Origin of the sequence: Brasilonema sp. UFV-L1 (assembly GCF_012912105.1) — a bacterium.
Taxonomy (GTDB): Bacteria; Cyanobacteriota; Cyanobacteriia; order Cyanobacteriales; family Nostocaceae; genus Brasilonema.
The window spans coordinates 25,419-48,426 of sequence record NZ_QMEA01000036.1 but is presented as its reverse complement, the minus strand read 5'-3'; the positions used below and the strand labels follow the sequence as shown (position 1 = coordinate 48,426).

19 protein-coding genes and 2 pseudogenes are annotated in these 23,008 nt (G+C 42.4%); 8 read left to right on the top strand and 13 right to left on the bottom strand.

The features are described from left to right. The 5 genes from DP117_RS12890 to psbM all read left to right on the top strand — a co-directional run. A partial coding sequence (locus DP117_RS12890; protein WP_211176078.1) for an IS5 family transposase occupies nucleotides 1–394 on the top strand: 394 nt, incomplete at its 5' end. 119 nt (nucleotides 395–513) lie between these two features. Continuing rightward, on the top strand, nucleotides 514–1,668 hold the full coding sequence (gene tgt / locus DP117_RS12885; RefSeq protein ID WP_169218697.1) for a tRNA guanosine(34) transglycosylase Tgt: 1,155 nt from the start codon (nucleotides 514–516) through the stop codon (nucleotides 1,666–1,668). A 59-nt stretch (nucleotides 1,669–1,727) separates the two neighbouring features. Next, entirely contained in the window at nucleotides 1,728–1,865 is a 138-nt protein-coding gene (locus DP117_RS12880; RefSeq protein WP_169218696.1) for a photosystem II reaction center protein K, read from the top strand. A gap of 265 nt (nucleotides 1,866–2,130) precedes the next feature. Continuing rightward, complete coding sequence (locus DP117_RS12875; protein WP_169218695.1) at nucleotides 2,131–2,427, top strand: 2Fe-2S iron-sulfur cluster-binding protein; 297 nt, start codon at nucleotides 2,131–2,133, stop codon at nucleotides 2,425–2,427. A 142-nt stretch (nucleotides 2,428–2,569) separates the two neighbouring features. Continuing rightward, nucleotides 2,570–2,683: a photosystem II reaction center protein PsbM gene (gene psbM, locus DP117_RS12870; protein WP_169218694.1), complete on the top strand. Its 114-nt coding sequence runs from the start codon at nucleotides 2,570–2,572 to the stop codon at nucleotides 2,681–2,683. A gap of 79 nt (nucleotides 2,684–2,762) precedes the next feature. On the opposite strand, the gene DP117_RS12865 is transcribed toward psbM, so the two are convergent. The 7 genes and pseudogenes from DP117_RS12865 to DP117_RS12835 form a co-directional block, all read right to left on the bottom strand. Continuing rightward, nucleotides 2,763–3,614 (bottom strand): universal stress protein, encoded by an 852-nt coding sequence (locus DP117_RS12865; RefSeq protein WP_169218704.1) that lies wholly within the window; start codon nucleotides 3,612–3,614, stop codon nucleotides 2,763–2,765. A gap of 455 nt (nucleotides 3,615–4,069) precedes the next feature. After that, complete coding sequence (locus tag DP117_RS12860) at nucleotides 4,070–4,309, bottom strand: hypothetical protein (RefSeq protein ID WP_211176077.1); 240 nt, start codon at nucleotides 4,307–4,309, stop codon at nucleotides 4,070–4,072. Between the two features lie 463 nt (nucleotides 4,310–4,772). After that, nucleotides 4,773–5,000, bottom strand: a pseudogene (locus tag DP117_RS36190) (IS1 family transposase); the annotation flags it as partial. Between the two features lie 178 nt (nucleotides 5,001–5,178). After that, nucleotides 5,179–5,770 (bottom strand): annotated as a pseudogene (locus DP117_RS36185) (IS1 family transposase); the annotation flags it as partial. 320 nt (nucleotides 5,771–6,090) lie between these two features. Continuing rightward, complete coding sequence (gene prmA, locus DP117_RS12845; protein ID WP_169218692.1) at nucleotides 6,091–7,074, bottom strand: 50S ribosomal protein L11 methyltransferase; 984 nt, start codon at nucleotides 7,072–7,074, stop codon at nucleotides 6,091–6,093. A 71-nt stretch (nucleotides 7,075–7,145) separates the two neighbouring features. Further along, nucleotides 7,146–8,726 carry a phosphoglycerate dehydrogenase gene (serA, locus tag DP117_RS12840; RefSeq protein ID WP_169218691.1) on the bottom strand — a complete coding sequence of 527 codons (1,581 nt, stop codon included), beginning with the start codon at nucleotides 8,724–8,726 and terminating at the stop codon, nucleotides 7,146–7,148. A 426-nt stretch (nucleotides 8,727–9,152) separates the two neighbouring features. Continuing rightward, complete coding sequence (locus DP117_RS12835; RefSeq protein ID WP_169218690.1) at nucleotides 9,153–9,563, bottom strand: hypothetical protein; 411 nt, start codon at nucleotides 9,561–9,563, stop codon at nucleotides 9,153–9,155. A 129-nt stretch (nucleotides 9,564–9,692) separates the two neighbouring features. Between DP117_RS12835 and DP117_RS12830 the strand changes: the two genes are divergently transcribed. Next, on the top strand, nucleotides 9,693–10,574 hold the full coding sequence (locus DP117_RS12830) for a phosphodiester glycosidase family protein (protein WP_169218689.1): 882 nt from the start codon (nucleotides 9,693–9,695) through the stop codon (nucleotides 10,572–10,574). A gap of 71 nt (nucleotides 10,575–10,645) precedes the next feature. Here the strand turns inward: DP117_RS12830 and DP117_RS12825 are convergent, their stop codons facing one another. The 3 genes from DP117_RS12825 to DP117_RS12815 form a co-directional block, all read right to left on the bottom strand. Then, nucleotides 10,646–10,945 (bottom strand): CU044_2847 family protein, encoded by a 300-nt coding sequence (locus DP117_RS12825; RefSeq protein ID WP_169218688.1) that lies wholly within the window; start codon nucleotides 10,943–10,945, stop codon nucleotides 10,646–10,648. Between the two features lie 256 nt (nucleotides 10,946–11,201). Further along, nucleotides 11,202–12,038 carry an SWIM zinc finger family protein gene (locus DP117_RS12820; RefSeq protein ID WP_169218687.1) on the bottom strand — a complete coding sequence of 279 codons (837 nt, stop codon included), beginning with the start codon at nucleotides 12,036–12,038 and terminating at the stop codon, nucleotides 11,202–11,204. Continuing rightward, entirely contained in the window at nucleotides 12,035–16,936 is a 4,902-nt protein-coding gene (locus DP117_RS12815; protein WP_169218686.1) for an SNF2-related protein, read from the bottom strand. Before DP117_RS12815 ends, DP117_RS12820 begins: the two co-directional genes overlap by 4 nt. An 800-nt stretch (nucleotides 16,937–17,736) precedes the next feature. On the opposite strand from DP117_RS12815, the gene DP117_RS12810 reads away from it, so the two are divergent. Together DP117_RS12810 and DP117_RS12805 are read left to right on the top strand one after the other, a co-directional pair. Further along, a complete protein-coding gene (locus tag DP117_RS12810) occupies nucleotides 17,737–19,893 on the top strand; it encodes a polyribonucleotide nucleotidyltransferase (RefSeq protein WP_169218685.1) in 2,157 nt (718 codons plus the stop codon). Nucleotides 19,894–20,237: 344 nt separating this feature from the next. Then, nucleotides 20,238–20,501 carry a DUF3146 family protein gene (locus tag DP117_RS12805; RefSeq protein WP_169218703.1) on the top strand — a complete coding sequence of 88 codons (264 nt, stop codon included), beginning with the start codon at nucleotides 20,238–20,240 and terminating at the stop codon, nucleotides 20,499–20,501. Nucleotides 20,502–20,608: 107 nt separating this feature from the next. On the opposite strand, the gene DP117_RS12800 is transcribed toward DP117_RS12805, so the two are convergent. The 3 genes from DP117_RS12800 to DP117_RS12790 form a co-directional block, all read right to left on the bottom strand. Then, nucleotides 20,609–21,064 carry a pre-16S rRNA-processing nuclease YqgF gene (locus DP117_RS12800; protein ID WP_169218684.1) on the bottom strand — a complete coding sequence of 152 codons (456 nt, stop codon included), beginning with the start codon at nucleotides 21,062–21,064 and terminating at the stop codon, nucleotides 20,609–20,611. A 163-nt stretch (nucleotides 21,065–21,227) separates the two neighbouring features. After that, nucleotides 21,228–22,328 carry a transposase gene (locus DP117_RS12795; RefSeq protein WP_248277642.1) on the bottom strand — a complete coding sequence of 367 codons (1,101 nt, stop codon included), beginning with the start codon at nucleotides 22,326–22,328 and terminating at the stop codon, nucleotides 21,228–21,230. Nucleotide 22,329: 1 nt separating this feature from the next. Continuing rightward, the gene (locus tag DP117_RS12790) at nucleotides 22,330–22,911 is read right to left on the bottom strand and encodes an IS607 family transposase (protein WP_169218683.1); all 582 of its coding nucleotides are present in this window, start codon (nucleotides 22,909–22,911) and stop codon (nucleotides 22,330–22,332) included. Between the last annotated feature and the right edge of the window lie 97 nt (nucleotides 22,912–23,008).

The following is a 23,008-nucleotide window of genomic DNA, read 5'->3' as shown; positions in this document are numbered from 1 at the left end:
TTGCTCTTTAAGTTGCTGCGCTATGGGGGGGGGGAGAGTGAAAAGTTACCATGAAGTAGTGGTTTTTGAGCAACTGATCGAGCAAGGAGTAGTCAAACGTCCAAGTTCCGGTCGTCCCCGTTTACGACCTCACCTCGTCGTGGGTGATAAGGGTTACAGCAGTCGCAAAATCCGACTCTATTTACGGCGACGAGGTATTCGTCTAACTATCCCCCGTAAATCTAATGAACCACGACGAGGTAAGTTTGACAAATCAATTTATCGGCAACGCAATCGGGTTGAGCGTTGCTTCAACCGTTTAAAGCAATTCCGTCGGGTTGCTACACGTTATGAGAAAAATGCTCAAAACTACCTTGCCATGCTGACTCTAGCTTCTATCCTCTTGTGGTTATAGTTTTAAAACACGCCCTAGTACGTAACTCATCTTATTGTGGTAAAGAGCTTATTTTATACTCTTTTACCATAGAAAAGTTTTATTTTGGAGATGTCTATTTGATAGAGGTTAATTGTGTCTTGAGCGCAAAATTTTCATTTCAACGTCTTGCTAGCTGTAACCAAACGAAAGCTAGAGCCGGAATTTTTTTTACTCCTCATGGTCCAGTAGAAACCCCACGATTTATGCCAGTGGGAACTCTTGCAAATGTTAAAACTCTAACTCCAGCACAACTCCAAGATACAGGAGCACAGATGATATTGTGTAATACTTATCATTTGCATCTCCAACCAGGTGAAGCAATTGTAGCTGGAGGTGGAGGACTACACAAATTTATGGGCTGGAATGCTCCTGTTCTGACTGATTCAGGTGGATTTCAAGTCTTTAGTTTGAGTGAAATGCGCAAAATCAGTGAAGAAGGTGTCACGTTTCGCTCACCTCATGATGGTCAGATTATTAATCTAACACCAGAACGCTCTATTGAGATTCAAAGTATTTTGGGAGCGGATGTCATCATGGCGTTTGATGAGTGTCCGCCATACCCAGCCAGTCGAGAACAGGTAGAAGCAGCTACGCAACGAACTTATCGTTGGTTAGAACGTTGTATTGTGGCTCATCAATGTCGTGAACAAGCATTGTTTGGCATTGTACAGGGAGGTGTGCATCTCGATTTGCGCTCTGCTGCAGCTATTGCTTTAACAAAGTTGGATCTGCCCGGATATGCTATTGGTGGTGTGAGTGTGGGCGAACCACCAGAACTCGTTGCAAAAATTGTGCAAGCAACAGCACCGCTACTACCACCAGAAAAGCCGCGTTATTTAATGGGTATTGGTACCTTCCGAGAAATGGCGATCGCGATCGCCTCAGGTGTAGATCTATTTGACTGCGTAATTCCCACTCGCTGGGCTAGACATGGTACAGCAATGGTGCTAAGCGAACGGTGGAACTTAAAAAATGCAAAATTTCGTGAAGATTTTACACCTTTAGATGAAACTTGCCCTTGCTACACTTGTCAAAACTTCAGCCGTGCATATTTGTCTCATTTAGTCCGATCCCAAGAAATCTTGGCTTACACCTTGTTAAGTATTCACAACATCACCGAACTCATTCGCTTTACTCAAAGAATACGCAAGGCAATACTAGAAAACCGATTTTCCACAGAATTTGCCAAGTGGCTCACTCCAGAAAATGCCGAGTGTCCAGTAGATAAAGACTTAGAACTCATAGAGGACTAAACCGTGTTAAGATACTTGTCAATTCTGAAAGCTGTGTTGATAGGTGGATTTTAAAAATTATGGAAGCAGCATTGTTGTTAGCAAAACTGCCTGAAGCTTACCAAATCTTCAATCCTTTGGTAGATGTTCTACCACTGATTCCTCTATTTTTCTTATTGCTGGCTTTTGTTTGGCAAGCAGCCGTTGGTTTTAGATAAGGTCACTGGGCGCAATTAATCGCGTCTTCACCATCATGAAAATATGACAACTAAAGTGGGATGGGTATTACCTATCCCACTTTAGTTGTGGAGAGTTTTTCTGAGACACTTTCAGACCACAATTTTTATGTCCTTTTCATTTGTCTCACTTAAGTTATAATACTTAACAAAAAGTAATATATTAAGATAATAAGTAATAAATTAGTCTTAAAATAAGTCAAAACGTCCTTCTGAGTTTAGGCTTACAGTAAAAGAGGTATGAGGCATGGGTAACATTGCATTTGTGAAAGAAAATCAAGAGGTTGTAGCAGCCAATGGTGCGAATCTACGGCAGAAAGCCTTGCAAAACAACATAGATATATATAAAGTCTTTGGCAAGATGATGAATTGTGGGGGGTATGGTCAGTGTGGCTGCTGTGTTATCGAAGTCGTCGAAGGAATAGAAAACCTTTCACCCCGCACAGATGCGGAAAATCGATTATTGAAGAAAAAGCCTCAAAACTGCCGTCTTGCTTGTCAAACCTTAGTTAATGGTCCAGTGAGTGTAGTTACAAAGCCTTAACAGTAAGTAATCAGGAGTTGAAAATCAAGAGTCAAAAAAGATATTAAACTCAGACTCTTAACTCGTAACAAATAATTCCTTGAAGCCAGGATAATGGTATCCTAAGATTGTTGACTGGACATCATTGAGAGGCTTTCTTTCCATGGAAGTTAATGACCTGGGGTTCGTGGCGAGCATTTTGTTCGTTTTGGTTCCTGCTGTTTTTTTAATCATTCTTTACATCCAAACTGCTAGCCGCGAAGGGAAAAAAGATTAAGGCTGATTTTGTTAAAATTAAGATGAAAAACCCCTACACTTTTCGTGTAGGGGTGTTTTGTTTATCAACCGCAGTAACTTTAACCCGTCGTCCGCGCTAACAATACTGGACAGGTTGCATTCACTCGAACATAGTCAGATAAAGAAGCTCCCAAAAGTCGATCTATATCAACCAAATTTTTAGCTATTGAAGGACGGCGATCTGGAGAACCGAGCAATAGTAAATCAACCTTCCACTCATCTGCTAAGCGACAAATTTCTTCACCTGGTTTACCATTGCTAGTTATACAACGAGTTTGCACGCCATATTTCTTCGCTTCTGCATAAGCTGTGGCGAAAACAGGATTTTGTTCTGGAGTGATTTCAGTGATTTCAGATTCTTTGCCACGTAAATCTGTATTAATATTAGCCAGAAGCAGTTCACCTCCTTTAATATCTCTTAGGAGGAATAAAGCCAAACTCAAGCAATGTTTTGCCGCATCAGAGTTATCCATTGCTACCATAATGCGGTTAACTTTTTTGACATAAATGTCATCTTTGACCAGCAACATGGGACGAGAAGATAATTGGAAAACGTACTGACTGACTGAGTTACTTAGAATCGATTGCAGCCGCTTGAGTCCACGTGAACCCATAATAATCAAGTCTGCGTCGATTTCGTTCGCTACCTCACAAACAACACGTTTCGGGTCACCTTGTCGCAAAATTGAAGAAACTTTGCTCGGATCTAAGTTCAAATATTGTATTGCATTCGCCAGAATCTTACCGCCTTCTTCCCACTTAGTTGTCATGGCTTCAGCAGAATATCGGTCAGGAACAACATGCAAAACTGTCACTTTTGACCGTTGGATTGAAGGCACATCTGTCAAAGTTTTGAGCATTTCTTCTGCATGACCCAACCCAGAGACAGCTAGCAAAATTTTTTCTATCATCATCACGTCTTGTTCTTCAGGTTGCTTGGAGGATTTGCCATTAGTCATGAGTCAAGAGTCATTAAGTATAAGTCAAGAAAAAAATGACAAATGACAATGACATTTCAGTTCATTTACGCCTAGTTACCTAATGTTTTAACTAGGGTTTATTGATTTCAGCTTACTATTAATTTTCACCGATGAGCTTAACGAATGATTATTAAATTTATTAGTTTTAATCTATGTTTACTGTTTTTCATGAATGAATGAGTTAAGTCTTGCTAAGAAATGCTAATTTTGATTGATAAACTAAATCAAATTTGCTATCTGAAATACTGGACTTTAGACTAAGACACAACAAAACAGCGCAACAGTAAGAATTTGATGCGCGTAATGCAGAAGTAATATAGAAATTGAAAAAATAAAGTTTTTAAGCGGGTAACGGTTGTTTTTGAGTTCGATTTTTTGTGCTTTTTTTAACGATTTTTAACGATAGGGTAGTTAATTCTACGTTTGCGTGTTTGTTCTGGTTTCCAACCAGAAGATTTTCCGCGTGGTTTTGGAGGTATAGCAGGTGTGTGAATCACAGCTAAAATTCCCCCCATAGATTGTGCAACCCTTCCAGGCGTCAACTTAAGGTCTGTTTTCTGCCAAGGCAGGGGGTTATCTTTAACAATATCCCGTGCTAACCATAATTGCCAAGTGATTAATGGCATAAGGTTAGTCCACCTGTCAGATTGTTCTAGAGTTGAGAGTTTGGGTAATGTCCAATGCAGTCGTTGCGGGAGCAAAACGATACCAATGGTCACGGGGTCTAACACGTGAAAAAATCAGGCAGCCTATGCCTAACGGCAGGCTAGCCCCAAAAGGGGCGCTGCGCTAACGCTGAACGTCTGATTGATCTGTCGGCGTAGTCGGGTATTCGTTGTCATAAGGCTGCCTGATTTTTTAGGGGACAATGCGTTAACAGCAAACCGTCGCAAGTAAAGCCGTAAAATTTCAGTGCAAGGGGGCATTGACTCACCAATAAAAGCCAACCACATTGGTTTGGCCACTCGTGTAGTACCATCCTCTTTTAAGCGTTTAACTAATACTAGCGACATTGGATGTGTTGAAGCTTTACGTAAGTGTAGCTCATGCCACAAGCGGATTTTTGGCGTTGCATAATTGAAGTATGAATTAGGCGTTAAGCGTAGCTGCGCCTCCGGCAATCGCCTCAAGCTTGCGGGCGCTACGCGCCCGCAGCGCCACTGAACCGTGCTTGAGATAATATATTACTAATCGAATAGATAGTTCCAGCATTTCTTCGGACTTAGAGTAACAAAAAGTTTTACGATGTAGTCGAGCCAGATAATGCCTAAAACGGCTATTTTCGCCTTCGACTCTCGTCATATAAGTTTTGCTGACCCTTACGGGTTCGCCAGTCGCTTCAACGGGGGGAACCCCCGCAACGCGCTGGCTCACAATATGGTCTTCATTACTGATAAAACAAGGGTAAACTGGGTAACCCTATGGCTGACGCCACGGCTGCGCCTAACGGGTTCGCACTCCCCTACAGAAGGAAACTTTCTTGCAGGGCTGTCTCACCATCTGTCACATAAAAATAAGAATGCCAACAACTTATAATCTGCCATAAAAGCTTAAAAGTTTCAGAACTACGATCACCTAAAACCCAAGCTAGAACTACCGGAATATGCTTATTGACTGCTGTCCACGCGGGGTTACTCCTTGTGAAAATGAGCACGAGCGTACTACAACGAATAACCGACTACGAAGAGAGATACACATTACAAAGGCTGGCTCCTAGTCTTTGCCCAAATGCGTCAACCAAATTTTGTTTTTTTTTACCTACAAAAGTTTCAAGCTCATCAACCTGAGTAATTTCCGGTATCTCATTATATTCTGGGGACTTTGGTAACAGATTTCCCACCTGTCTAACCCAATTTATTACGGTCGTATGATGTACTTTCTTCACGCGCTCAATTGCACGGAATCCTGAGCCATTAAGGTACATTTCTAAACATTCTTTTTTCAATTCTTCTGAGTAACCTTGATGTTCATAAGAATCTATAAATTGACGACCACAATTAACACATATGTGATGCGTGCTTACTACCTTTTGTTTCATTCTTGCGAATATGAGTTGATTCACACCTTGGGCATGCGTAGGCGGTGATTCGAGAGTTATCGTACTTATTGATAGATAAACCCGCCTACGCATGCCCGATTCGTAGCGTTGCCGTTAGGCAATAGGTTGTCCGGTTAAGTCTTGGAAAAATGTAGCGGCACTGCATAGCGATTGCCGGAGGCGCAGCTACGCTTAACGCTCTAATTCATACTTCAATTATGCAACGCCCATATTTCAATTATGCAACGCCGAATGATGAACTATCCAATAAGGAAAGCAAGCCTTTAAAATTCAATAATTAATGATAATTCCACCATCAATTTCATCTAACAGAAGTGATTTTAGGATGAAGCCAACCTTTATGCGATACTAGCAGGAACGCCGTACATTAATACAACACCACTCTTGGCGATGCAACACAGTTGCAACAATCCAACCATATTTCTCTAAAGTATCTGTGACGGCTTTAGATTGGTCAACTAATATGCCGCTAAAGATAGCCCAAGTACTGTGTTTGGTAATTGGACTAAGGTTAGTACCCTCATGGGCGACCCTCCCAGAGGCAGGCTTACCTGGCGCTATCGCACTCAAATCTGGAATCAAATTTATAATGACATCAGCCAAAATATTGCAGACAATACCATCAACAGGTTGTTCCAGCAGTCTTGTCAAAACGTCTAAACTACCCTCCGCTACAACCAAGCGTTCTGAACTTATACCATTGAGTGCGAGGTTTTCTGCGGTTGACTTGACTGCTAAGGGATCAACATCTACTGCATAAGCTTTCTTCGCTCCCAAGAGGAGTGAACCGATGGAAAGAATACCAGAACCACACCCAATATCTGCAATAACCACATCTTGGCTTTCTTTGTCCTTCTCTATCGAAGACTTATAAACCTGACTCAAATGTCTTTCCAGGGATTCCAGGCACAATTGTGTCGTCGCATGAGCGCCTGTGCCAAATGCAACACCTGGGTCTAAGCGAAGGATGAGGCGATCAGAATTTTCAGGGACTGGTAGCCATGCAGGGTTAATGAGCAGGCGATCGCCTATTTCCTGAGGTTCCCAATGTTGTTTCCAGCTACTCGCCCAATCTTGCTCATCAATCACCTCCCACTGCACAACAGGTACAGAAAGCCCCATAGATAGAGCATCTTGACGCAACAAGAGCGAGAGTGCAGTTAAATCTGGAAGTTCTGCCTGGAATTGCGGCAAATAACTCTTAACCAAAAAGTTCTTTCCTTTTTTTTCACGGGCTGTTCCGCGACAACCAAAATTTTCCAGCCGCCAAAAGATTGAATCTTCTAGGTCTGGCTCACATAAAATTTGTAATTCCCACCAAGTGTTTGTCATAATAAAGAACTCAGAATTCAGGAGTCAGGAGAAATCATTTCTTCTGACTTCTGATCTCTGACTCCTGACTCCTATAGTGTTACTGTATACGCATCACGAATTCCAGGCACTTTGGTAATCTCTGGTAAAATCCCGTCAGGTAAGGGATCATCAAGGCTGAGAACCATCACTGCATCACCACGAATAATTTTACGACCGACTTGCATACTCGCAATATTGACATTAAAGCTGCCAAGTAGGGAACCCAGTTTTCCAATAATTCCCGGCATATCACGGTGCAGGGTGAATAACATATGTTGGCTAGGAGGAACATTAATCGGGAAACCGTCCAAGTTGGTGAGCCGGATTTCACCATCACCCAACAAAGCACCTATCACAGAATGAGTTCCCAAAGAACCTGTTGCTTCTAGATGCAGGGAACCAGCATAGTCTTTAATCGAAGCATCCCGCGTTTCAATCACACGAATTCCGCGCTCTTTTGCCTCAATGCTGGCATTAACATAGTTAACCCGTTCCCGCAGAGCTTGGTAAAGTAGACCTTTCAATGATGCTACCACCAAAGGCTGACTCTTGTTTGTTGCCAGTTCACCTTGTAGTCGGACGTTGAGCAACTCTACTCGTCCACCAGCCAACTGTCCCACCAGCTTACCCAAAGTTTCTGCTAGCTGCATATAGGGTTTGAGTTCTTCCATCACGTCGGGACTCAATCCGGGAATATTCACTGCTGAACGCGCGGGAAGTCCTAACAACACATCCCGAATTTGTTCGGCAACATCAATTGCCACATTAACTTGTGCTTCTGTTGTTGAAGCACCCAAATGTGGAGTGAGAACAGCTTGTTGTCCGAGTGACTTTAATGAGGACTCGCCCAATGGTTCTGCCTCATACACATCCAGGGCCGCACCGGCGATTTTACCATCCCGGAGAGCAACTGCTAATGCTTCTTCGTCAATAATCCCACCGCGAGCGCAATTGATAATGCGGGCGTTGGGTTTCATTTTTGCTAATCTTTCGCTGTTAATTAAGTGAGTCGTTTCTGGAGTTTTGGGAATATGGAGCGTGATGTAGTCTGCTTGCTGTATCAATAGCTCCAAATCCACTAATTGACAGCCAATTTGTTCTGCTCTTTCAGTGGAGATGAAGGGATCGAAAGCTAACAGTTTCATTCCCATTGCTTTAGCAACAGCAGCAACATGAGAGCCAATTTTACCTAAGCCGACAATACCCAAAGTCTTTTTGTAGACTTCGGCTCCGATGAAGCTTTTACGATCCCACTCACCACGTTTGACTGAAGCATTGGCATCAGGGATGTAGCGAGACAAAGACAGCATCATTGCCAGCGCGTGTTCTGCCGCAGCAATTGTGTTTCCTTCTGGAGAATTGACGACTACAATTCCTTTGCGGGTAGCGGCTGGAACATCGACATTATCCACACCTACGCCAGCACGACCGATAATTTTTAATTGCGTCCCAGCTTCAATAATTTCTTTGGTAACGCGGGTACCAGAGCGAATCATTAGCGCGTCGTACTCACCAATGATTTCTACGAGTTCCTCTGGTTTTAATCCTGTTTTCACATCTACAGTGGCAACTTGGGAAAGAATGTCAATCCCAGCCTGGTCAATTGGATCGGAGACAAGAACCTTAGACATGATTGCTTATTTTAAAGCTAGAGGTATTCCGGAAGACGGATTTTCAGTTTAGACTGTAACGCTTGCAATTTAGCAGAAATGATGACTTCTTATATGCCAGTAAGTGACATTCACGTCTATTGATGATGATACTAGAGGGTCAGTTGTTCACAATTATGCAGCGCTTCCTCCCATATCTAATGCCACTTACTCGGTAAATATAAACCATTCACAGTGTCAAAACCTATATCCAAAACCTATATAATTATGAAATTTTCTTAGGTTCGAGCGACTTCGTATTGTAGAGGAGGCGATCTGCGGTTCGCGTAGCGTGTGCTTTGCAAAGTAAGGCAAGCTAAGCTATCGCCCAGCGAATCCGCCAATAAACAAAAAAGATCCTCACTAGTTAAGAGTAGAGAAAACGAGTGCGGGTTTTCATTCGCACCATCAGTCATCCAAAATTGCCAAGCATTGCCAACCAAGTGCAGCAACCTCAAATCTAAAATCCTCAAATCCCTGCGGGATTCGCCAAACCTTGATAGTCTTGTCCCAACTCCCACTCACCAAAGTCTTGCCATCCGGGCTTATGGTGACGGAACTAACCGCTTCAGTATGCCCGGTGAAGGTAGATTTCAACTCTCCGGTTTGCAGATTCCAAATCTTGATAGTTTTGTCCCAACCCACACTCACCAGAGTCTTGCTATCCCGGCTTATAGCGACGGAAATTACCCCGTCGGTTAAAAGAAGACTCTGTGGGTGTTCCTGAAAATTCTTAACAAATGTGCCGTCTAACTCTGGCAGTTGTGTATGGTCTGGAAAAGATTTTAACAGGGTTTCGAGTGTTCCTGTAGTCGTCATAAATATATGGTGGTTTAGGAATAAAGCTCTAGTCTATGGATTTTATCGTAGCAAACCATTATCAGTCATGCGATTGATCGCCTAAGCTCAAAGGGTATAATCTATTGGGCAAAGTCGAGGCGAAAGTGCATGAAAAAAATGTGGATACTAGCAGGAGTATTTGTCAGTGCAACTGTGCTGCTTTTCTCTTTTCGTACTGCGACATCAAAAGAAACAAACTTAATAAACAAAACCATTAAATATGAGCAGCGTAATTTACCAAACAGCGTCGTTCATGTTTTGAGAATTCCATCTGGTAGGCAATTTATGGTAACTCCTGCATTGTCGTCACGTCTAAATACAGTAGTGGAATTTGCCAATCAGTACCGAGCAGTTGCTATCATCAATGCAGGTTTTTTTGACCCAGTAAACCAAAAAACAACGTCCATTATTTTTCAACAAGGCAAGCTAATCGCTAATCCTAAAGACAATGAACGATTAGTAAACAATCCTGATCTCAAACCTTACCTCAATAAGATTTTCAATCGTGCAGAATTTCGGCGATATTTGTGCGAGCAAACTGTTCGCTACTCTATTGATCTTCACAATGAGTCTACACCAACAGGTTGTCAATTAGTTGATGCTCTTGGTGGTGGTCCGCAACTATTGCCAGAATCAACCTCCGTGCAAGAGGGATTTGTAGATATCCCCAAGAGACGAGATGCTCTTGGCAGCACTAAACCTAATGCTCGAAGTGCTATTGGTATGACTGGTGATGGTACAATTGTCTTGGTGATGGTCGCTCAAAAGCAAAAAGCTCCCACTAGCTCCGGAATGTCATTACCAGAGTTAACTAATTTTATGAAAACTCTTGGTGTTGAGAAAGCAATGAATTTGGATGGCGGAAGCTCGTCTTCGCTTTATTACGACGGCAAGACCTTTTATGGAAAAGTGGATTTGGAGGGAAATCTGGTAAGGCGATCAGTGAAGTCAGTTTTAATGGTTCAAGAAACTTTGAGAGACTTAAAATAATTTAGGTTAGTTGAGTTAATTGTCATATCCATAGAAGGCTTACAGGCTTCCTTACATCTTCTAGCTAGCAATTATTGACCCCATTCTAAGGTAATCTCTATATTGGCTGTATTGGAACCTTTTACCAGTAAAGCAGTGAGTTTACCTGATTCAACGGCAATATCTACACCAAACTTTACACTTGCTCGATCTGGCTTAACCTTATGTAATGCTTCTGCAATTTCTTTGGTAAGAGATTCAATTGCAATGGTGACTTCCTCAAAAGGTCGGGCTTGAAAATTGATTTTGCGATCGCCTATCTGTGTCGCTTCAACTCTAACACTTGTACCATCAGTCAGTTCTACTGTAATTATTTTGGTTTGAAGTTCCATGTGTGTTCGACTGGATTACTCTGTTTTTATAGCATTCCATTCTTTATAAACAAAATTATCAAAGCATACAAAAAGCAGACAAATTATACAAACAGAAGTTCCGCAACCAGTACCCAAAAGCTACATCCTACTGTGAGTGTCGGGGAAAGTGTTCCACAACTACAATTCAAAATTTACGCCTTCGCTCATTCGCTCATTCAAAATTTATTTTGATTTTTTGAGAAGCTTAGGATCAATTCCCTATCTTCTCCTCTGTTTAACTTTCTCCAACATTCATTGCTATTAAAACAGCTCTTTGGCTAACATCTTTGTAGACTGTCTCTAAATACTTCATAACGACATCAGCAGCAGTTAATTTTGTTAAATTTTCTTCTTCTTTTGCCAAGGGAATAGAACCTAACACATCTAAAACTGTTTCGCTTGTTGATGGTGCAATCACAACTAATGAAGATTCTAAAGGCTCATTATATTGCCAAAATGATTCTATCTCTACAAAGAATTGTTTCTGTGGAGTTGACTCTTGAACTTCAGCAAGTGCAGTTTCAGAAGTTTCAGTCTTTTTGGTTCGTAAGTGACGTAAATCACTGATAATTTGTTCCTTTGTGTATCCGCGTAATTGAAAAAGAACAAATGGGTCTTCACTAAAGCGATCACCTAACTGATAGTAAACTGCAGCAACGTGTTTACAGGGATTCGCTTTATCAGGACAAGAGCATTTACTATGGACATCAGACAAGGTAAAAGGAAATAGGGAAAGACCATTAGCCGTGAAAACGTCTTCCATATTTTGAGGCATTTCTCCTGCAAGCAGTTTTGCAGCAAACATTGACTTTTGGGACATAGTTTCAACCACATAACCCCACTCTTCCTCGCTAAAGGGGTCAATAGACAACGAAACTTTGTATGGTTCGGTATCAGAACCTTGCACCCTGGCTAATACCTTTGCACCTTGAAACTCAATGCTAAGAACATTTCCCTGACGCGCATAAATTCTTCCACGTTCCAAACGTTTTTTAAAACGATAGGAATCCAACAAATCCAGCCACCGTTGTGACCACCATTCTCGACTTGCTTGAAGGGTATCATTTGTCATTCTGTTTCCTCTTCTATAACTGCACTACGGTCAAGTATTAATAAGTTGCGGAGTTGGTCTGTATCCATTTCAGTTAGCCAATCTTCACCCGCACCAACGACTTGTTCAGCAAGTTGTTTCTTACTTTCAATCATGTCGTTAATTTTCTCTTCTAAAGTCCCAGTACAAACAAATTTATGGACTTGCACATTGCGCGTTTGACCAATACGAAATACTCTGTCTGTTGCCTGATTTTCTACTGCTGGGTTCCACCATCTGTCAAAGTGAAAAACATGATTTGCCCGTGTGAGATTCAATCCTACGCCACCTGCTTTCAGCGACAAAATCATAATTGGTGGTCCTTGGGGGTCGTGTTGGAAACGGTCTACCATTTCCTCACGTTGTTTTTTCTGAGTACTACCGTATAAGAACAATGTTTCTCGACCTATTTGTTTTTCCAGATATGGTTTGAGTAACTTACCCCACTCTGCAAACTGAGTGAAAATTAGAGCGCGATCGCCACCATCTATCACCATTTCCAACATTTCCTGTAAACGCTGAAGTTTTCCAGAATGATGTTGTTCCAATGTGTCTTGCTTCAAATAGTGCGATGGGTGATTGCAGATTTGTTTTAGTTTCACAAGTAAAGCTAAAATCATTCCTCTGCGTTGCAATCCCTCAGCTTCTTCAATCTCAGCCAGAGATTCTTCCACCACTCTTTGATACAGTTGAGCTTGTTGAGCACTCAGACCACAAAATACAGTCATCTCTTGCTTTTCTGGCAAGTCTTGAATTATTTCACGGTCAGTTTTCAGGCGACGCAGAATAAAAGGTTGAACTAAGGAACGCAATTGATTCAACGAAGCAGCATCACCATACTTTTCAATTGGTATCGCAAAACGTCTCTGGAAAAATTGCCGATTTCCTAAATACCCAGGATTGAGAAAATCTAAAATCGACCAGAGTTCTTGCAGTCTATTTTCTACGGGTGTTCCTGTGAGGGCAATCCGAAATGTAGATTCTATTTGCCTGACAGCCTGTGACTGTTTGGCTTCTGAATTTTTGACATTCTGTGCTTCATCTAAAACAACAATTTGCCAAGAAACGCCCTGCAAGGTTTTGACATCGCGGTGAATGAGCGAGTAGCTAGTGATGACGATATCATGCTTGTTTGCTGCTTCTACAAACGCTTTACCTTTAGGGCGCTTGTCACCGTGATATTGGAGAACTTTCAGTGTTGGGGCAAATTTCTTGACTTCCCTTTCCCAGTTTCCTAAAACTGAAGTTGGACAAACAAGCAGTGTTGGTTTTTCTAGTGTTTCCTGTTCTTTTAGGTGTAAGAGGAAGGCGATGAATTGGATGGTGTTATGGCAAATAATATTGTTAGCAACAAAATTATGATGCTCACTCACTTCAAAGTCATAAACCCAACCTTCATACTCGACATCCTCTATGCTTTCAATTTTGCAATAGAAAACTTCCTGGTCGAGAAGATGTTGCACAGATTGCCGTGTTAAGCTTAACTGTTCTACATCTAAGCGAGCATAAGCTTCAAGTGTTTGAGTTGTCCATTTAGAAGCTTTTAGTAACTGATACTCCTGTTGGGCTTCTCCACTAATAACGAATACCCCGTCCTTAAGGACGGGGTTTATCCCTATAACGAATACCCCGTCCTTAAGGACGGGGTTTATCCCTATAACGAATACCCCGTCCTTAAGGACGGGGTTTATCCCTATAATACGGTTCATCCCAGCTATAACTTGCTGCAAGCTATTCCTAGAAAATTGCTGTGAACCATTAATGTAAACCGTGTTGTGCATTCCAAAATGCCGCAAAGGTAACCCCGTTGCTGTGACTGTTTGGGCAACAATATCAGAAGCAGGAATTCCCTCAACATTTGTATTGCTCTCCCGTTGACAAATTTCTTCTAACTTCCCCTGTTTTTCTGGAATGCCATACCCAATTTCTTGCAAAAATCTCCGGGCAGAATTTCCTCCAATTACACCGATATAATAAGTGCGTAAAGTACGAGTTCCATTAGTAGCACACTTCTGCTTGGGCGATATTCGTAACCAAATACCAAAGCGTCGCAGTAATGTAGAAAGTTGCTGAATCAATTGCGGTGAAGCTGTGGCAATCTCGATACTCCGCATACTAGAAACGACAGCAGACTCAGCATCGAAGTAGTTCTGTAAAAATATCCGTACAGTATCCAAGTCTGCCTGCATAATAAAGGGCGGAATAGATTTTTCTGCTGACAGTTTGCCCCATTTATACCCTTTAGCTTCCAAGAAAAGTCGGTAGGCTTTGCTATGTGCCACAAGCTGATAGTAATCTCTTTTACTATAAGGACAGACAACAGGTCGATTGAGCTTAAGATTATACCGTTCACCTATACGCTGGAACGTTTCTAGCAAGTCTTGCAACCTTTGTTTGTCTTTCTGAGATATGCGAACAGACCCCAAATGCTCAAGTGGTTCATTTCCCTCAGCAATCTGCCAAGCAAGAAACTTGACCAAATCAGGGTCTTCTGGTTGACCTTCCCAAAGCATTTTGGCAGGCACACAGACATAATCACCCACCTTTAGCTCATTTGTCCAACCCTTGCTTGTCAGCAGTTTGTGACGACGAGTGATGGTGATACTGCTACCGTCTTGTAGCGTGACCTTTCGCAATTTCTCGCAAACTTGTTGTCGATACAATTGCCGAATCGGGGCTTGTACAATTTTACCAGTTTCCTCATCTATAGAATTCGCGAGTAATTTCTCAGTGGGGTCAGCCCAGAATCCCTCGCCATCAAACTCTGTTTCTCCGGCATAGGTCTGCCAAATTTCTTCTGCTGTGCGTAGTCCTCCGTTTACGTATACTAATGTATCATTTACTAGGCACTTACCGAGACCCATATCGTCCGCCAGACATGCACCCAAGCCCCAACGTTCCAAAAACGAAAGCCACGCCATCCCACGTTCTTGATAAGGTCGCAATTTTCCCTGGAAACTAGTGGGTATGGGCAAGGGTTCGACTGCTTTGTTATTCGTCAGGGCAGATATTAATTCTTGTAAAGCCCCAGACGCCTCAAAGCTAACCACTGGTAATTTTTCAACAGTCTGGGTGTCTCCTGTACTGATACGCAAAGCATCTTCCAAAGACAGCGCCATTTGTTCTTTGCGAGAAGCAAAAAAGGTTTGTGCTGTCTTGATGTCTTGCGATCGCAATTCCACCCATTCGCCATTAATTTCTACCAATGGACTATTAAGCGCCACCAGCCGATCAAATTCTGCTTTGGAAATAGTCTGTCCACCAATCGCCAATTCCCACTTAAAATTCAACAGACTTTGTAAACCCAAGCGTTCCTGCTTTTTGTTTGAGGTTTGGGCAGTAATTTTCAAACCCAAACGATTCGCCCAGCCGTCGCGGTTTGCCAAACTAGGAGGTAAAACAATACCCAAACCATTATCTTCAAACCGCCACGCCACAGACTTGATAAATTCATAAGCCTGAATTGGGTTGAGATGGCAAGATTGAGGATATGGAGTTTCTAAACTGGCTGCGATTGGTGGATACAATCGTGAAGCCAATCCCAAACCTCGTAAAAAAGTCTCTTGCGGTTGTTCAATTGTTCGATTTTGATAAACAAATTTTTCTAAAGGATGGTTCCAAATCGTTGTCGCATCCACTATAAAATTTGGGTCATCAGCTGCTTGGAGGAAATAAGCTAAAGTCCAATTAGTTTCCCCTGCTGATTCTTTTGAACGCAACACAAAACAAGTACGAAACTGGTTTTTCGTTCCTATTTGGTATTGCAAAGGCATAGTCCAAGCTTTCAGCACCGCCTCTAATCGTTCTACTCCAAACGGATCGTCGGTATTGACTGTGTTAGAGGTAGCCGTCAGAGAATGCAACCACTGGCGCACCGTCGCTGGTAAAGACGTCATCACTCTGGTTTCCAGCACAGGTTTGGAACCCACCATTGCTCGTATTTGGGCATCTATCGTACTGTTAAGAAATCCCAGCAGTAATTCTTGAGGTTCGAGCGGTAAGTTTATGTGAGGATATGAGGAGGATGAGGAAGAAACTCCTAATTTTGAATTTTGAATTAGATCCTTCGCTAGCCCCTTTGGAGGCGCTGCGCAAACACTCAGGACGCTACGCGATTTTGAATTGTTTTCTCCCTCATCTCCCTTATCTTTCTCACTTCCCCCATTGCCTTGATAAGTTCGACAAGCTAATGGCATCAATTGAGAAAATTTTTCTAAACGAGTCCCATCTTGGGCGCTATCAAGAAGTGCTTGCCATTTGGCGACTACGGAATAATCTGGTTGCCTTTGAATAATAGGCAAAAACTTACTGCGCGATATTAAATCTAAACTCCAGCGGGCAACCTGCACCCAAAAGCGTAAATCTCCTCCCAAAAAACTATCTTCTTCATTAGTCACATTTAGAGGTAACGAAGTCAAGAATTGTATTGCCTGTTCGGGATTGAGGCAAAAACCTTCGACAACCCACGGTTGCAAATACTGCGGAGTTTGATTTAGTGAATCAAATGTGGCAGAATGGGCTGGAAAATTTTTAACTGCTCCCTCGTCAGTATTTTCCAAAATATGAGTTGGTAGAGCAACAATTTGGGAGTGGGTTGGCAAACTCACATCGGCAGCGGTGGCTGTTTTGCGCATTTTCCCATTTTGTCTTGAGGTTATATGCAATGTCTCTACATGTTTTGTTTGTGGCATTCTCGCAATTGTAATGTTACGTGAATGCAACCACTTGACTAATTCTAATGGTGTCATTGCTAGAGGATGTATTGACACATCGTTCAATGAACTTTTACTAGAATTTGTTCCAAGAGTTCGCCAGGTCTCTCCCCAAACAAATAAACAGTCTTGACTTTCTATTAACCAACTACCGTGTAAAATTGCCATTTAATAACTACTCAGAGCTTTGTGAAATTTAAGTTTTTAAAGGTTTATTTTCTCATTTCGGAACTAACTTAGATTATTTTATTTTTTCATGTTCTTGAAGAAGAATTCACCAACTCAGCAACTCAGAGTGCAATTTGGTAGGGATTCAAACCACCATCTAATTGTTGACCATTTCACAAAAAGCCATCTAGCGCGGGAAACAAGGACTACAGTGCTGATTCACCAAAGCTTCGTATTTTGGTGGAGGGACTGTTACCTTTTACTCTCCACCCAATTGTACAGATTTTTTTCTTATTCTTAATAGCTTCTCATTATACCGTTTTTTCTTCTGTTTGCGCAGCATATTTGCAGAACTTAGAATTAACTATAAGCACCAATTGATAGCCAGCCAAACTCCGTGCAACTGGGTTACACAGTTAGAAAGCACAAGCCCCTAATTTAGACCCCGTCCTTAAGGACAGGGACTTCATTATGGAGACCAAAAAAATTCTTTGTTTATGAAATTCCCAAATTTATCCTTTGGGCATATTCTGTGTTCTGCGTTCTGCGTTCTGTGTTCTTCTTATTTAGACCCCGTCCTTAAAAACGGGATCTAAATAAAAACAGGGGACACCGAACCGGCTGACTCATTCACAAATCATATAGAATTTAGATACATTCTGTTTGCATAGCGTATACGTAAGGCATATTCTGACAACTGACTTGGTGAGTTCTTTTCCGTCACTGACGCCAGCCATAGGGCATAAATGTTAGGATTGCCACAGAGAGAGAATAGCGTGCATAGAAGGAAAAAAAACTGAATGGGAGAATTTGAGAAGTCAATATCCTTTGACGGACGGGATATTCGACTGAAGGTTGGCCATCTAGCTCCCCAGGCTGGTGGTTCAGTGTTGATAGAATCTGGGGACACAGCAGTTTTGGTGACGGCTACGCGTTCACAAGCCAGAGAAGGCATCGATTTTCTTCCTTTGACAGTAGATTACGAAGAAAGACTATATGCGGCAGGTAGAATTCCCGGAGGGTTATTGCGGCGAGAAGGTCGTCCTCCAGAAAAAGCAACTCTGACTAGCCGTTTAATTGACCGTCCATTACGTCCTTTGTTCCCGTCTTGGTTGCGAGACGACCTGCAAATTGTTGCCTTCACACTCTCAATGGATGAGTTGGTACCACCTGATGTGCTAGCAGTCACAGGTGCTTCGATAGCTACCATTATGGCTAAGATACCATTTAACGGACCGATGGCCGCAGTTCGTGTTGGTCTGGTGGGAGATGACTTTATCATTAACCCCACCTACGCAGAAATTGAAGCTGGAGATCTGGATTTGATAGTTGCCGGTTCACCAGAAGGTGTGATCATGGTGGAAGCAGGAGCAAATCAACTGTCAGAGAGAGACATTATCGAAGCAATTGAATTTGGCTACGAAGCTGTACAGGACTTAATTAGGGCGCAGCAAGATTTCATTGCTGAAATTGGTCTGGAAATTCCAGTACAGGAGGCACCAGAGGTAGACTCGACGCTGGAAAATTACATAAGCGATCGCGCGGCTGTTGAAATTAAGAAGATTCTGTCACAATTTGATTTCGACAAAACACAGCGTGATACGGCTTTAGATGCAGTCAAGGAATCAGTTGAAGTTGCGATCGCCGAACTCTCAGAAGAAGACCCTATTCGCGTTGCTGCTTCACAAAACAGTAAAGCTGTAGATAATACCTTCAAAGAGCTTACCAAAAAGCTCATGCGCCGTCAAATCATTGAAGATAACGTTCGCGTTGACGGTCGCAAGCTTGATGAAGTACGTCCTGTGTCTTGTGACGTGAGCATTTTACCAAAACGAGTCCACGGTAGTGGTTTATTCAACCGGGGATTAACTCAGGTCTTATCCGCTTGTACTCTGGGTACACCAGGAGATGCTCAATCACTCGCTGATGATCTGCAAACGGATCAGGCAAAGCGCTACCTGCACCATTACAATTTCCCTCCGTTCTCTGTTGGGGAAACAAAACCCTTACGTGCCCCAGGACGTCGGGAAATCGGTCACGGGGCACTAGCAGAAAGAGCACTCTTACCTGTGCTTCCGCCCAAAGAAGTATTCCCCTACGTGATTCGGGTGGTATCGGAAGTGCTTTCTTCTAACGGTTCCACCTCAATGGGTTCAGTATGTGGTTCGACACTGGCATTGATGGATGCAGGCGTACCCATTTCCAAACCCGTCAGTGGTGCTGCAATGGGTCTGATTAAAGAAGGCGACGAAATCAGAGTCCTGACTGATATTCAGGGTATAGAAGACTTTTTGGGCGATATGGACTTTAAAGTTGCTGGGACGGATAAAGGCATTACCGCCCTGCAAATGGATATGAAAATTTCCGGTCTGTCCTTAAATGTTATTTCCCAAGCCATCAACCAGGCCAAAGCCGCACGGTTGCACATTCTGGAGAAAATGCTTCAGACAATTGATCAACCACGCGCCGAAATGTCACCTTATGCCCCACGTCTGTTGACTATCCGGATTGATCCAGACATGATTGGTCTAGTTATCGGACCTGGAGGCAAAACGATTAAGGGTATCACTGAAGAAACAGGTGCTAAAATTGACATTGAAGATGATGGCACCGTGACGATTTCCGCTGTGGATGAAAACAAGGCGAAAAAGGCACGGAATATTATCCAAGGCATGACAAGGAAGCTCAATGAAGGTGATGTTTACGTAGGTCGTGTAACAAGAATTATACCGATAGGTGCATTTGTAGAATTTCTTCCTGGTAAAGAAGGAATGATCCACATTTCGCAGCTGGCTGACTACCGTGTTGGCAAAGTTGAGGATGAAGTCGCAGTTGGCGATGAAGTGATTGTGAAAGTCCGGGAAATCGATAACAAAGGCAGAATTAATCTTACCCGCCTAGGTATTCACCCAGAGCAAGCAGCAGCAGCGCGAGAAGCAGCAGCAGTCAATCGGTAATTTCTAACTGGATTTTAGATTTTGGGTTGTGGATGAATCACAGATCCAAAATCTAGGACAGTTCAACGAGTACACTCAACAGCTACATCACAAATCTAAAATCAAAACAGCCGCACAAGCGAAATAGCGGCTGCATTACCATCCCAATATCTAGAGAACTGCACGACTGAAGTCGTTTGACTTGTTTAAAATCACTAGGACTGTGTTGACACTCCCCAACCTCAAACGATAGTGCTGGCGAATCCAACGTAGGATGGGCACTCTCATTAGTGTATTTGAGGTATTTTAAATAAATGTAAAGCTATAACAAAATGGCTTTCATTTTTCACTTGACACACAGCATTGTGAGTGCTAAACGTTTACCAGAAACTACTGCCCATGTTAGGATTACCCGTCAATCCTGGCAACACGGTTTTCTTGAAGGTGAAGTCACAGCAGGTGACTTTGAATGGCAGTTCCAATGGCATTTCCGTCGAGGAGAACTTTCTGTTACGCCTTATAAAGGACGTGCTTTAATCAAAGAACCCCTCGGTCGCTTTTTAGAGCAACGAGATTACCAGCTCGAACCAGGAGGAGACTATGCTTTCACTATTCGAGCTCAATTGTAAAAAAGAAAAAGGAAGATAGAACCATAGCAGTTCTTTAATGGATGAAGTACGCCTTGGAAAATAGAACTATATTTCATAGAATTAAGACTTGCTATGTTCTTCCTTCTTTACTCTTTATTGTTGACGACTGATTCGGTTAAACGATTAAGATATCTTTCAATAAGCAGGATGGCTACAATGTCGTCTACTGGTCGTGGTGGTTGTCGCAAGCCTTGTGGTATAAGCTTAGCAAGTCCTTTGGGAGGATACATTAGCCAGTAGCGATCGCGTGCTTCTAAACTGGTGTAACGCTCATCCACTAAAATAATGTTCAATGGATCAGCTAATTTAGCCTGTAGTTGCTGTTTCCAGCGTTTTGCCGTAGTTTGGTCACCCATGACGAGTAAAGAAATGGGGAACTGTTGACGTAACGACATGATAGTGGCGATCGCCTCAGTTGCCAAGACAACTTGGTGATGATATAGTTGCCTATCAACTCCCATCACGGCTAAACCACATTTATCACGACCTGGGTCGAAACCCAAGATAGCTGGTTGAGTTGGCAAGAATTCACGGAGAGTCATAATAAAAATTTAGCCGTCAGTTCAGGACATACCCGAAGAAGCAAAAGTCAAAAGTCAATAGGTTTTGGACTACAGACTTTTGACTATAGATTCTTAAAAATTAACAATTAGTCATATGATTGGACAGCTTTGAGAGTTAAGTATTTTTCATATTCTGATACATTTACGCTGAACATTTTTGAACATTGTTTAACAATGAACCAAATGAAACGATAGCAATACCATCTTGATTGACAGTAAAGGAGGTATCCCTCAAAGCACGTAACATAATATTACGTGCGCCGTTTGCATCTCTTAGTGTTTGGGTTCCACAATTTGGACATTTGTGAATTTTATTTCCACCAAGTTTTGCATGTCGATGACCACATACACCACAGGTCTTGGATGTATGCGCTTCGCTCACATCAATCACCACGCTACCACGCTTTGATGCTTGATGTTTTATGGTTAATTTGAATTGGTAATGCGCCCAACTTAACATACTTCTAACTGTTTTTGACCGTATCTTTCTTCCAGATTTGGCTACCATTTGGGAAGACTCGAAATAAGGAAGGAATATGACACGATATTCACTAGTTAGATAATATGCTGTCTTTTTGTGAACTTCATTAACTAAATTCTGTATCTTGCTCCGCAGTCTATTAGCCGCACGTCGCATGACTCGACGACGTTTTGAATTAACTTTACTTGAGCGACTAATCAAATTATCTAGGTGTTGACATAATCGGGAGATTCCTCCCATATCTCGACTGCCTATCTCTATTACCTTGTCCCCGTCATACCCAGTCAAAAAACTTCTTACACCTGGATCTAGTGCGATTAATTTGTTAGACCCAGAATCGTTTCTTTGCATGGGTTCTGGAAACACTGCAAACCACGCACCACGCTTATAGATTAGTTGAGTCCCATGCTCACAACTTGTTGGTATTGGTTCACTCGCGACAAAGTTTAGTTTCTTTGTTTTGTTGTAATACCACTTTCCATTAGCAAAGTTTGAGTTATTGAACTTAATAGTTTGTTGTGGGTTGCGAACAGAGCGGAACCTGGCATCTCGGCTAGCAGAATAAGCTTGATGAGCGTCAAAGACAGCGTTTTGTTTAATATGGCATGGCACTTGTTTAACCCAATCGGGTAAGTCAGATTGCATCACCATGTTTCTCAGCTTAAGCTTTCCTATTTTTGTCTTTGAGTTACGCTGTATTGATATTGCTTGGTTGAAACAATACCTGCACGCTGCCAACCATTTCTTCCAGACTTTATGCAACTCAGGCTCTGGATAAATCCTGATCTTCTTTGATTGCAGCCTTGTATTTTCGCAATCCGTACAATCGACACGAAAAGACGTGGACAATGGCAAGAATGTCCTCAACCATCTCTCGCTCTGGAGAAAAGTTGTCTTGGTTGAGAACCAGGAGTTTTGCGTTGTCTTGTTCGATAAACCACTTAATGAGGTCAAACCCAAAACGGGCGAGTCGGTCACGGTGGGCAACCACAACAAGTCCGACATCGCCTTCACGCACTCGTCCCAAAAGGGCTTTAAGTCCCGGTCTTTTAAAGTTGAGTCCGGAGGCAACGTCTGTGATAAGTTCTGAGTCTGGGTAGAGGTTTTTAAGGACAGCAATCTGTCTATCAAGGTCTGCTTTTTGTCCACGGCTTGAAACACGGGCATAAATGATAATTGCCCTGCTTCCTCCGTTTGTTGATATGCCCGTGTAGCTCGTGATGTCATATCGTCGCTGACCTGATGGCGTCCTAATTGCTTTAATGATTCCTGCTTTTTCCCAGCGTCTGAGTGTGTGTAAGCAGACTCCAAAATGAGAAGATGCTTCCTTTGGTGTTTTAAACATTTACCTGAATAACGCTGAACAAAATCCGATTGTACAGTATTGTTCAGGGTTCGTGCGCAAAGTTGGGGAAAATGTTTTCCTAGGGCTTACTCCTTAA